The following is an 11,425-nucleotide window of genomic DNA, read 5'->3' on the forward strand; positions in this document are numbered from 1 at the left end:
TGGCGTGGCCCAGCAGCTCCAGCGCCCGGTGGGCGACGACCTCGGTGGCGTTCATGTTGGGGGAGGTGCCGGCCCCGACCTGCACCACGTCCACCACGAACTGGTCGTGCAGTTTGCCGTGCCGGATCTCCCGGCACGCCTCGACGATCGCGGCGGCCTTCTTCGGCTCCAGCAGCCCGAGTTCCTCGTTGGCGAGGGCGGCGGCCTCCTTGACGGCGGCGAGGGCGTCGATGAGGTGGGGGTAGGCGGAGATGGTCATACCGGTGATCGGGAAGTTCTCCGTGGCACGCAGGGTGTGGACACCCCAGTACGCGTCGGCGGGGACGTCACGGTCGCCGAGCAGATCGTGTTCGCTGCGGGTGGCTGCGGCGGAGGTCATGGGAGTACGGGCCTTTTCTCGGAGGGGCGTTGTGAGGACGGGGGCCTCTCGCGCGGCTGCGCGGGAGGCCCCCGTGGAGGTCACCGGTCTCGGCGCCTGTCAGAGCAGCCGGTCCTTCGCCTTGTAGTAGGCGCCGCCGAAGGGCAGGAACCAGGGGGTGCCGTTGTAGAAGGGGACGGGCACCTTCGGGAAGCCGAAGCCGCGCATCGGGTTGGCCTCCGGCCTTCCGTCCATCATCTCGGCCACGGCCCGGCCCATGTACGCGGCCATCTGGACACCGTGGCCGCAGTAACCCATGGAGTAGTACAGGCCGTTGACCTCTCCCGCGTGCGGAATGCGGTCCCAGGACATGCCGACCATGCCGCCCCAGACGTAGTCGATCCGCACCCCGGCCAGCTGCGGGAAGATCTCGGTCATCTCCCGCTTGAGGATGTCGCCGCTCTTGACGTCGGAGGCCGGGTTGGAGGGGGCGAAGCGGGCCCGGCCGCCGAAGGCGAGGCGGTTGTCCGGGGTGAGGCGGACGTAGTGGCCGACATTCTTGTGGGCGACCATCAGGCGGCCGTTCGGGATGAGCTCCTTGGCGCGCGCCTCCCCCAGCGGCTCGGTGACGATGATGAAGCTGCCGACGTTGATCAGCCGTTTCCGGAACCACGGCATCGACTTGTCGGTGTAGGCGTCCGTCGCCGCCATGACCTGCTTGGCACGGATGGTGCCGTGCATGGTCTCCACGACGAAGTCGCCGCTGGGGAGGCGGGTGAGGCCGGTGGCGGCGTTGCGTTCGTGGATCTCGGCGCCGGCCCGCTCGGCGGCGTCTGCCAGGCCCCCGACGAACTTGCCCACGTGCAGGCCCGCGCTGAGTGGGTCGAGCAGGGCGCCGTGGTAGTAGTCCGAGCCCAGCTCGGCCCGCAGTTCGCTCTTGCTCAGGACGATCGTCTCGTGGCCGAAGTTCTCGGCCAGGTCGCGCTGCTTGGCCTCCAGGCCCTTGAAATGGTGGGGCTTGCAGACCAGGCCGAGGCGCCCGGAGCGGTTGAAGTCGCAGTCGATCTGTTCCTTCCGCGTGAGGTCCTCGACGACGTCGACCGCCTCGCGGAAGGCGTTGTACAGCTCGAGTGCGCGGTCCTGGCCGTAGCGCTTGCGGGCCTCGGCGGGGCTGATGGTGATGCCCTGGGTGCACATGCTGCCGTTGCGTCCGGAGGCGCCCGAGCCGACCTTGTCCTTCTCGACGAGGACGACCCGGGCGCCCTTGCGGGCGGTGTGGTAGGCGGTGGACAGGCCGGTGAGGCCGCCGCCGATCACCACCACGTCCGCTTCCTCGGGCAGGTCTTTGCCGGATCGGTCGGGCAGGGTGGGAGCTGTGTCCAGCCAGTAGGGGATCTGCTTCATGGCGTGCGTCCTCGCTTGTGTTCTCGGTCTGTTCGCCGGTGCGCCGTCGCGTCAGCAGCCGAGCAGCGCCGGCAGGCCCGACAGGTCGGGCAGTTCGTCGTACGGCTGGTAGTCGGCGCTGCCGGGGCGGCCGTAGCGGTTGATCCACACCCGGCGCTTCAGGCCGAGGTCGCGGGTCGGGATGTGGTCGTACTCCCAGCCCTGGGCGGTGTGGATGACCTGCGACGGCTCGACGCCCATGGTCTTGTAGGCGTACTCGAAGGTCTGACGGTCCGGCTTGTAGGCGCCGGCCTGCTGGGCGGTGATGACGTAGTCGAACTCGACCCCGATGTTCTCCACGTTGCGCGCGATCAGGTTGTCGTCGCTGTTGGAGATGATGGCGATCTCGTACCGGGTCTTCAGCTGCCGCAGTGCGTCCGGGACCTCCGGGAAGGGACCGAAGGTGGGGACGGCCTCGACGAGGGCGTCACCGTCGGATTCGCGGTACTCCAGGCCGTGCAGGCGCATGGCGTTGCGCAGGCTGGAGTGCAGGATCTCGTGGTACGGGCGGTAGGCCTCCAGGACGGCCTGGAACCGCATGACGCGGAAGTCGTCGAGGAACTCGTCGACGTCCAGGTTGTCCAGGTCCAGCCGGTCCTCGATGACCTTCAGGGTCGTGGGGCCGAGCTCGAAGTTGATCAGGGTCGCATAGGCGTCGAAGGTGACGATCTCTCGCATGGTGTTCGCCTCGGTTTCGCGGGTTTCAGGATTTTCCAGGGGGGTGGGGCATCAAAGGGTGGGGCTTCAGACGACGCGTTCGCCGGGGGTGACGATCGCGTCGAGTGCGGCCAGGTCGGCCGGGTCGGGGGTCCAGTGGGCCGCCGCCGCGTTGGCGGTGACCTGTTCTGGGGTCATGGCGCCGCAGATGACGGAGCCGACGGCGGGGAGCGCTGCCAGTGCGCCCACGGCGACCTGGAGGAGGGTGAGTCCTCGTTCGGCGCCGTACGCGGTGAGGGCCTCGGCCTTGTCGAGGGCCGCGTCGGTGAGCCAGCCCTGGCGCCAGGACAGCCGGCTGCCGGGCGGGGGCTGCTCACCGCGCCGGTACTTTCCGCTGAGCAGGCCGTTGGCCAGCGGGTAGTAGGGCAGGAGGCCGACGCCGTGGCGGACGCAGGCGGGGACGAGGTCCTTCTCCACGGCGCGGTCGAGCAGGTGGTAGCGGGCCTGGACCGACACGAAGGCGTCCGTGAGGTCGTCGGCCGGCAGGTTGGAGCAGCCGATGTACCGGATCTTGCCCTCGTCCACCAGTTCCCGCAGGGCGGCGACGGTCTCCGCCAGCGGGGTCACGCCGTCCGGCTCGTGGTACTGGTACAGATCGATCCGGTCGGTGCCGAGCCGGCGCAGTGACGCCTCGACCGCGTACCGGAGGTAGGCACGGGCCCCGCGCGGACCGTACAGGTCGGCGTCCCGGCCCATTTCCATGCCGAACTTGGTGGCGAGTACGGCCTCGTCACGTCTGCCCTTGAGCGCAGCGCCAAGCAGCCGTTCCCCGTCACCGCGTGAGCCGCCCCGCTGCCCGGACCCGCCGTACATGTCGGCGGTGTCGAACAGGGTGATTCCCGCGTCGAGGGCGGCGTGGACGACGGCTTTCGTGCCGTCCTCGTCGAGGCGGGCGCCGAAGTTGTTGCCGCCCACCCCGACCACCGAGACGGTTGGGCCTCGCTCTCCGAGCGGGCGGTATCTCATGACCGGTTCCCGAACCCGATGCAGACGTTCTTCGTCTGCAGGTAGCTCGCCAGGCCTTCGAGGCCCTTCTCCCGGCCCCAGCCGCTGTGCTTGTAGCCGCCGAAGGGGAGTTCGACGCCGGTGCCGACGCCGGTGGCGTTGACGTAGACCTGGCCGGCCCGGATGCCCGCGGCGAGGCGCATCGCCTTGTCGATGTCACGGGTCCAGACGTAGGACGCGAGGCCGTACGGGCTGTCGTTGGCGATATCGAGGGCCTCGTCGGCGTCGTCGAACTCGATGACGGTGACGACGGGGCCGAAGATCTCCTCGCGGGCGCACCGGGCGTCGTTGGTCAGGCCGGTGAGCACGGTCGGCTCGACGTAGTAGCCGTCGGCGAGGGCCGGGTCGGACGGCGCGCGGCCACCGGCCCGTGCCACGGCGCCCTCCTCACGGGCCAGGTCCAGGTAGCCCAGGACCCGGTCGCGCTGCCGGGCGGCGACCAGCGGACCGACGTCCGGGTCGGCGAGCCCCGGGCCGAGGCGCAGTGCGGAGACGTGCGCGACGAGCTTGTCCAGGAACTCCTCGGCGCCGCGCTGGAGCAGCAGCCGGGTGCCGGCGGAGCAGGTCTGGCCGGCGTTGCCGAACGCGGAGGCGGCGACGGCGCCGAGCGCCAGGTCGAAGTCGGCGTCGGCGAAGACGACGACCGGCGACTTGCCGCCGAGTTCCGTGACGGAGGGCACCACGTTGGCGGCGGCGGCCTGGGCGACCTTGATGCCGGTGGGCACCGACCCGGTGAAGGTGACCTGGTCGATGTCCGGGTGGCCGGCGAGGGCCGCGCCGGTCTCGCCGTCGCCGGGGACGACGTTCAGGACGCCCGGCGGAAGGCCGCACTCCAGGGCGATCCTGCCGATCTCCAGCGGGGTGAGGGGTGCCTCCGGCGACGGCTTGAGCACCACGGTGCAGCCGGCCGCCAGCGCGGGGGCGGAGCCTCTCGCGGTGTTCTGCAGAGGGTAGTTGAAGGGGATGATCTGGCCGGAGACGCCGATCGGCTCGCGGACGGTGTAGTCGATCAGGCCGGGCCCGAGGGGGATCGTGGAGCCGCCGACCTTGTCGGCGACGCCCGCGTAGAACTCGAAGTACCGGGCGGCCGCCTCGACGTCGGCCTTGGCCTGACGCAGTGGCTTGCCGACGTCCTGGCTCTCCAGGCGGGCCAGCCGTTCGCCCTGGTAGCGGATGGCCTCCGCGATCCGGTGAAGGATGCGGCCCCGGTCGGCGGCGCGCATCCCGGCCCACTCGGAAGAGGTGAACGCGGCCCGCGCGGCGGCCACCGCCCGGTTCACGTCCGCCTCGCCGGCCAGTGCCACCTGGGCGATGGCCGTGCCGTTCGACGGGTCGAGGACGGTGAAGGAGCGTCCGTCGGCGGCGGGAACCTGCTTGCCGTCGATGAGCAGTTCTGTCAGTTCTGTCATTCGCAATTCGCCGGTCATGGCCGGATCTCTCCCAGGATCTCGCCGAAGATGACGACCTCGTCGCCGGGGCGGACCGTGCGTATCCGGCGGACCCAGAGCACGATGCCGTCCTGCGGGGCGGTGACTTCTTCCAGCGTGTTGCCGTAGTGGTCCGTGATGGTGGCGATCAGGTCGCCTTCCTTGCAGTTCTCGCCCGGCTCGGCGCGGGCGACGAAGAAACCGCCGGCGGCGGAGCGGGCGAAGGTGCCGGAGACGGTGGTGTAGGTGTCCCGCAGCTCGGCCTCGCCGTCGGTCATGCCGAGGCCGCGCAGGACGTTGCGGATCGAGTTCATGTGCGTCTCGACGTTGGCCTCGCGGTAGGTGCCGCCGCCGACCTCGATGGTGATGGCGGGCTTGCCCGCCGCGAGAGCGGGGTGGCGGACCGTGCCGCCCCACTTGCCGCCCTTCCAGACCAGCTCGTGACCGGCCGCCAGCGCCAGGTCCGTGGCCAGGTCCTCGTAACCGCCCTGGAGGATGACCAGCGGGGCGATCTCGCCGTAGGCACCGCCGGTGTGCAGGTCGACCACAGCGTCGACGGCCGGCACGACCTGTTCGACGAAGGTGGCGGCCAGGCGCTGGGAGTACGAGCCCTCCGCGTCGCCGGGGAAGATGCGGTTGAGGTTGAGGTGGTCGATGCCGCTGGCACGGGCGGCCACCTCGAAGGCCGGGGTGTTCATGCAGGGGATGCCGACGACGGTGCCGCGCAGGGTGGCCGGGTCGATCTCGGCGAGCGCGCGCCGGACGGCCTCCTGGCCGTCGTACTCGTCGCCGTGCACGCCCGCGTCCACACACAGGACCGGGCCGTCCTGCACGCCGTTGACGACGATCAGCGGAATACCGAGCTCCACGCCGTAGGTGCTGGTGCCGACCGGGATGAGGCCCTGGGCGCGCTCGCCGGGGGCGACGGTCAGCGGACCGATGGAGTACATGTGGTTCCTTCCCAATACGTGTTACTTGGATCAGATGCGGGTGGACGCCTCGGCGAGGGTGCCCGCGATGATCGCGGCGATACGGTCGAGCACGGCGCGGTCGCTGATCAGCGGGGGCGCGATCTGGACCAGCGGCGCGGAGCGGTTGTAGACGCGGGCCAGCAGGCCGGCCTCGCGCAGCCGGCGCGGGATCAGGTCGACGATCAGATCGGCGCGGGCGCGGTCGCTGAAGCCGCCGTCGTCGAGGTCGCCGACGAGTTCGCAGGAGTAGAAGAACCCGGTGCCGCGGACATCGCCGACGATCGGCAGGTCCATGAGGGCCGCCATGCGTTTCGCCAGGTCGCCCTGGAGGCCGCGGACGTTCTCCAGGATCCGGTCCCGCTCCATGATGTCCAGGTTGCGCAGGGCGATGGCCGCGCTCAGCGGGTGCCCGGCGAAGGTGTAGCCGTGGTTGAGGACCGCGCCGGGCCGGTTGATGACATCGGTGACCTTGGTGCTCACCAGGGTGGCGCCCATCGGGGCGTATCCGGCGGTGATGCCCTTGGCGACGGTGACCATGTCCGGGCGGGCCCCGTAGAGGTCACCGCCGAACCACTCCCCGACCCGGCCGAAGGCGGTGATCACCTCGTCGGCGACGAGCAGGAACCCGTACCGGTCGGCCAGCGCCCGCAGCCCCTGCCAGTAACCCTGGGGCGGGGTGATGCAGCCGCCCCGGTTCTGCACCGGCTCGGCGATCAGCATGGCGATCGTCTCCGGGCCCTCGGCCAGGATCTCGGCCTCCAGCTCGGCGAGCAGATGGGCGGTGAAGACGGTGTCGTCGGCGAACTCCGGTGCGAGGCCGAAGCGGCTGGTGTTCGACACGAACCGGGTGTCGATCGCCGGCGGGCCGTACGGGTCCGTCAGGCCGGGGTCGTCGGTGAGGGACAGGGCCCCGATGGTCAGGCCGTGGTAGGCACCGCGCCGGGCGACGGCCTTGACGCGGCCGGGTTCGCCGTTCAGGGCGTGGTAGCGGCGGGCGATCTTCCAGGCGGTCTCGACGGCTTCGGCGCCGCCGCCGGAGAAGAAGGTGTGCTCGATGTCGACGGGGGCGATCCGGGACAGCCGCTCGGCGAGTTCGATCGCCGTCGGGTGCGCGGAGCCGAGCCACAGCGGGCTGTAGCACAGCTCGCGCAACTGCTTCTGAGCCGCCTCGGCGAACTCGGGGCCGTAGGAGTAGCCGAGCTGGCAGCAGTACAGCCCCGACAGGCCGTCGACGTAGCGCCTGCCGTCGGCGTCCTCGACGTACGGGCCCTCTCCTCGCCGAATGACGAGGAGGTCCTGGCCCTCCGGGCCCAGTGAGCCGTTGGGGGTCATGTGGAGCAGCAGGTGCCGGGCCGCGGTGGCGGACAGTTCGCCGGCCGGAGCGCGGGTGCCGGTGGTCATGACGCCTCGCTCCCCGTGGACAGTCCCATCGCCGGCTCCGTCGGCAGCAGGCCCTCCTGTTTGCCGGAGCCGCCGAGCCTGCGCACCAAGGCGACCAGGACGAGCGCCACGACGGCGACCGCGATGAGCAGCGCGCTGACGGCCGTCACCGTCGGGTCGACGTCGAACTGGAGGACGTTGAACACCTGGACGGGCAGGGTCGTGGTGTCCACCGAGGACAGGAACATGGAGATGAAGAACTCGTCGAAGCTGGTGATGAAGGAGAAGATCGCGGCGGCGATCATCCCGGGCATGGCCAGCGGGAGCGTGATGCGCCGGGCGACGGTGAGACGGCTGGCGCCCATGCTGGCCGCCGCGTCCTCCAGCCGTTCGTCGATGCCCTGCAGGGTGGCCATGAGGATCATCACGGCGATCGGCGCGGCCAGCACGGTGTGGCCGAGCGCGATGGCGATCGGACTGCCGAGCATCGCGGCGGGTTCGAAGAGCAGGAACAGGCCGAGGGCGATGACGACCTGGGGGATAACCAGGGGTGCCAGGACCAGGCCGTAGACGGCTGAGCGCAGCGGCAGCCTGCTGCGCACCAGGGCGGTCGCCGCGGTCGTGCCCAGGACGAGCGAGAACACGGTGGTGAGCGAGGCGACCAGGGCACTCAGGGAGAGCGCGGCCGGCCACTTGCTGCCTTCGGCGAACAGTTGCCTGTACCAGCCGAGCGTCCAGGAGTCCGGCGGGAAGGACCCGAACGCGTCGCTGCCGAAGGAGGTCACGACGATGAGGACGATGGGCAGGGCCAGGAACAGCAGGACCAGCGTGGACAGGACCGTCAGGGCGATCCGGCCCGTCACTGTGGAACGCAGCGCGATCATGACGTACCCCTGTTCTTCGCCGTCTCGCTCACGGCCTTGATCAGCCGCAGCAGGAGCAGACCCGCGAAGGTGAGGAGCAGCAGGATGATGCCGAGCGCGGCGGCTCCGTTCCACTGGCTCTGCTTCATGACCTGCTCGCTGATGAGTGCGGCCACCATGGTCTGCTTGGGGCCGCCCATGAGGGCGGGGGTGAGGTAGTAGCCGAGGCAGAGGATGAAGCACAGGATGCCCGCGTTGACCAGGCCGGGAGCGACCATCGGCAGGTAGACCCGGCGGAAGATCGTCAGCCTGCCCGCGCCCATGCTGGCGGCGGCGGCCGGCAGCCGGCGGTCGATGCCCTTCATGACCGCGTACAGCAGCAGCACGGTGTAGGGCAGCATCACCGAGGTGGTGCCGATGACCACGCCGAGCTCGTTGTAGAGCATCTGGAACGGGGCACCCGGGACGTCCAGGTCCGTCAGGGCGTTGTTGATGACGCCGTGTTCACCGAGCAGGATGATCCAGCCGTAGGTGCGGACCAGGGCGCTGATGAAGTGCGGCACGATGACGATGACCATCACCAGACCTGCCCACAGCGGCTTGAGCCGGGAGACCGCGGCGGCCAGCAGGAAGCCGATGACGAGGCTGAGCAGCGAGGTCTCGGCGGAGATCCGCAGCGTGGTGAGGAGAACCTTCAGGTTGGAGCCCTGCAGGGCGTCCGCGTACCAGTGCAGCGTCCAGCCGCCGTCCTCGCTCTTGAGGCTGAGGAGCAGGGTGCTGAAGATCGGGTAGACGAACAGCACCAGCAGATAGACGACCACGGGGGCGGCGTTGAGCAGCCCGAAGCGGGTGCGCCGCTCGGACAGCGCGCGGCGCAGCCGCCCCTGGGAGGCCGCGGGAGCCTTGGTGCCCGGGGCGGGAGGTGCGGGGGCGAGAACCGATCCGGCCATGTCACCCGCCTCCTTCCACCGCGAACACGCTGACGTCGTCGGGGTCGGCGGCCAGGCTGACCTGTTCGCCGATGACGGGGGCCCGTCCGGCCGGGAGTTCCAGCCGTACGAGGCCGGTGTCGGCGTCGCCCGCCGGGCGGACGGTGACGCGGACGAGGGTTCCCACGTAGGTGACCGTCTCGACGGTCCCGGTACAGAAACCGTCGCCCGGCGTACACAGCCGGAGCCGGCCGGGCTGCACCGCGGCCCGTACGCGGGCGCCCTCCGCTCCCGCCTGGGGGCGGGCCTTGAGCAGGCCTCCCGTGTCCAGCCGTACGAGGGTCTGCGCGCCGTCACCGGGCCGCTGCTGGACGGTGCCCGGGAGGAAGTTGGCCGCGCCGAGGAAGTCGGCGACGAACGGGGTGCGCGGGCGCTCGAAAAGCTCGCGCGGGGTGTCGAACTGGTCGATCCGCCCGTCCCGCATCACCGCGATCCGGTCGGACAGGACCAGCGCCTCCTCCTGGTCGTGCGTCACATAGATGACGGTCAGGCCGAGTTCCTGCTGGATGCGCTTGATCTCGGTCTGCAGCTGGTCTCGCAGCTTCTTGTCCAGGGCGCCGAGCGGCTCGTCCATGAGGATCACCGGCGGCCGGTAGACCAGCGCCCGGCACAGCGCGACGCGCTGCTGCTGGCCACCGGACAGTTCGCGGGGCCGGCGGCGGGCCATGGCGGAGAGTCCGGCGATCTCCAGGGTCTCGCCCACCCGGCGGCGCAGCTCCGCCTTGGGCACACCCCGCAGTTGGAGCGGGAAGGCGACGTTCTCCCACACCGACATGTGCGGGAACAGCAGGTACTGCTGGAAGACGAAGCCGAGGCCGCGCTTCTGCGGCGCGAGGCGGGTCACGTCACGGCCGCCGACGACGATGCTGCCGGAGTCGGGCTCGCAGAAGCCGGCGATCATCATCAGGGTGGTGGTCTTGCCGGAACCGGAGGACCCCAGGAAGGTGACGAACTCTCCGCCCGCGATCTCCATCGAGACCGTGTCGACAGCGGTCACGCCGCTGTACGTCTTGCGCAGGTCCGTGACGGAGAGGGGCTTTCCGGTGCCGGTCCCCGGCGGCGGGGAGACCGCCGGGGACGACTTGTGCTGGGACTTCAGGCGCAGCTCAGGCATTGACCCACTCCTGCCAGCGCTTCGTCACGGCCGCCTCGTTCTTGATCCACCACTCGACGTCCAGGTCGAACCCGGACTTCAGGTGCTCGGGCGAGCTGGCCAGGTTCCCGGCGGCGGCCGGGGAGAGCTTCTTGTAGGCGGCGGGCACCACCGGGGCCATCGGGTAGACCTCGGCGTAGGCGGCCTGGATCTCGGGACGCAGCGCGAAGTCGACGAGCTGGTAGGCGGCGTCGCGGTTCGCGGCCCCCTTGGGGATACAGAACCCGTTGCTCTGCCGGCGGGCGCCGTTCCACTGGTACGCGAGCGGCGAGCCCCCCTTGATCAGGTCGTCGAGACGGCCGTACCAGACGCTGGAGGCGACGACCTCCTTGCGGCCCAGCAGCACGCCGGGGAGGGCGCCGGTGTCCCAGTACTTGCGGACGGAGCCCTGGATGTTGTCGAGGGACTTGAAGGCGCGCTCCACATCGAGGGGGTACAGCTTGTCCAGGGGCACGCCGTCGGCCAGGAGGGCGAACTCCAGTTCGGGCAGGTCGGCGTCCCGGGCCTGGAGGGCACGGCTGCCCTTGAACGCCTTGGTGTCCCAGAAGTCCGCCCAGCTCTCGGGCTTCTTCCCGTCGAAGGAGTCGGTGCGGTACGCCATGACACTGGCCCAGTAGTTCTTGCCGACGCCGTGGGACATCATCAGCGACTCGGCGATACCCGCGTTCTTGGTGCTCCTCAGCCGGTCGTAGTCGAGCGCCTCGGTCGCGTCCTCGTCCTTGAAGCGCACCACGTCGGCCATCGAGGTGTCGATCACATCGAACTGCGGGCGGCCCTGCTTGATCTGGGCGAGCAGTTGCGCGTAGGCGATGTTCACCACCTTGATCTGGATGCCGGTCTCCTTGGTGAACGCGTCGTAGACCGCCTTCTGGTTGGCGTCGCCGTACGTGCCACCGCTGTTGCGCACGACGAGCGTCTTGGAGCTGTTGCCGCTGCCTGCGGTCGTGCTGCGGCTGCTGCCGGTGCCACAGGCACTCAGGGCGGACGCGGCGGCGAGACCCGCCGTGACTCCGCCGACTCCGCGCAGGAACAGCCGGCGGTCTATCCGGGAATCTCTCATCGTGTGCCTCCTGGGGTGGTGCTGCTGCTGGGAAGGGGTGGCAGGGGAGTGGGGTACGC

At 70.2% G+C, this 11,425-nt stretch carries 11 protein-coding genes; all 11 read right to left on the reverse strand.

Annotated features, from left to right (window positions below):
- Positions 1 to 379: lyase family protein (locus AOK08_RS17310; RefSeq protein ID WP_241826982.1), on the reverse strand; the 379-nt coding region annotated here is incomplete at its 3' end.
- Positions 380 to 478: 99 nt separating this feature from the next.
- On the reverse strand, positions 479 to 1,762 hold the full coding sequence (locus tag AOK08_RS17315) for an NAD(P)/FAD-dependent oxidoreductase (protein ID WP_055526551.1): 1,284 nt from the start codon (positions 1,760 to 1,762) through the stop codon (positions 479 to 481).
- 51 nt (positions 1,763 to 1,813) lie between these two features.
- A complete protein-coding gene (locus tag AOK08_RS17320) occupies positions 1,814 to 2,479 on the reverse strand; it encodes a haloacid dehalogenase type II (RefSeq protein ID WP_055526553.1) in 666 nt (221 codons plus the stop codon).
- Between the two features lie 66 nt (positions 2,480 to 2,545).
- Positions 2,546 to 3,484, reverse strand: coding sequence for an aldo/keto reductase (locus tag AOK08_RS17325; protein ID WP_055526556.1), 939 nt, complete (start codon positions 3,482 to 3,484; stop codon positions 2,546 to 2,548).
- Positions 3,481 to 4,932 carry an aldehyde dehydrogenase family protein gene (locus AOK08_RS17330; protein WP_055526557.1) on the reverse strand — a complete coding sequence of 484 codons (1,452 nt, stop codon included), beginning with the start codon at positions 4,930 to 4,932 and terminating at the stop codon, positions 3,481 to 3,483. Before AOK08_RS17330 ends, AOK08_RS17325 begins: the two co-directional genes overlap by 4 nt.
- A 14-nt stretch (positions 4,933 to 4,946) precedes the next feature.
- Positions 4,947 to 5,900 carry a succinylglutamate desuccinylase/aspartoacylase family protein gene (locus tag AOK08_RS17335; protein WP_055526559.1) on the reverse strand — a complete coding sequence of 318 codons (954 nt, stop codon included), beginning with the start codon at positions 5,898 to 5,900 and terminating at the stop codon, positions 4,947 to 4,949.
- Between the two features lie 30 nt (positions 5,901 to 5,930).
- A complete protein-coding gene (locus AOK08_RS17340; protein WP_055526561.1) occupies positions 5,931 to 7,322 on the reverse strand; it encodes an aminotransferase class III-fold pyridoxal phosphate-dependent enzyme in 1,392 nt (463 codons plus the stop codon).
- On the reverse strand, positions 7,319 to 8,185 hold the full coding sequence (locus AOK08_RS17345; RefSeq protein ID WP_055526562.1) for an ABC transporter permease: 867 nt from the start codon (positions 8,183 to 8,185) through the stop codon (positions 7,319 to 7,321). Before AOK08_RS17345 ends, AOK08_RS17340 begins: the two co-directional genes overlap by 4 nt.
- The gene (locus AOK08_RS17350; protein ID WP_055526564.1) at positions 8,182 to 9,114 is read right to left on the reverse strand and encodes an ABC transporter permease; all 933 of its coding nucleotides are present in this window, start codon (positions 9,112 to 9,114) and stop codon (positions 8,182 to 8,184) included. Before AOK08_RS17350 ends, AOK08_RS17345 begins: the two co-directional genes overlap by 4 nt.
- Before the next feature lies 1 nt (position 9,115).
- Positions 9,116 to 10,267 (reverse strand): ABC transporter ATP-binding protein, encoded by a 1,152-nt coding sequence (locus tag AOK08_RS17355; RefSeq protein ID WP_055526565.1) that lies wholly within the window; start codon positions 10,265 to 10,267, stop codon positions 9,116 to 9,118.
- Complete coding sequence (locus AOK08_RS17360; protein ID WP_055526570.1) at positions 10,260 to 11,366, reverse strand: ABC transporter substrate-binding protein; 1,107 nt, start codon at positions 11,364 to 11,366, stop codon at positions 10,260 to 10,262. The genes AOK08_RS17355 and AOK08_RS17360 overlap by 8 nt, the downstream gene beginning before the upstream one ends.
- Positions 11,367 to 11,425: the final 59 nt, after the last annotated feature.

The sequence above is a fragment of the Streptomyces graminilatus genome, assembly GCF_001418565.1.
Lineage (GTDB): Bacteria > Actinomycetota > Actinomycetes > Streptomycetales > Streptomycetaceae > Streptomyces > Streptomyces graminilatus.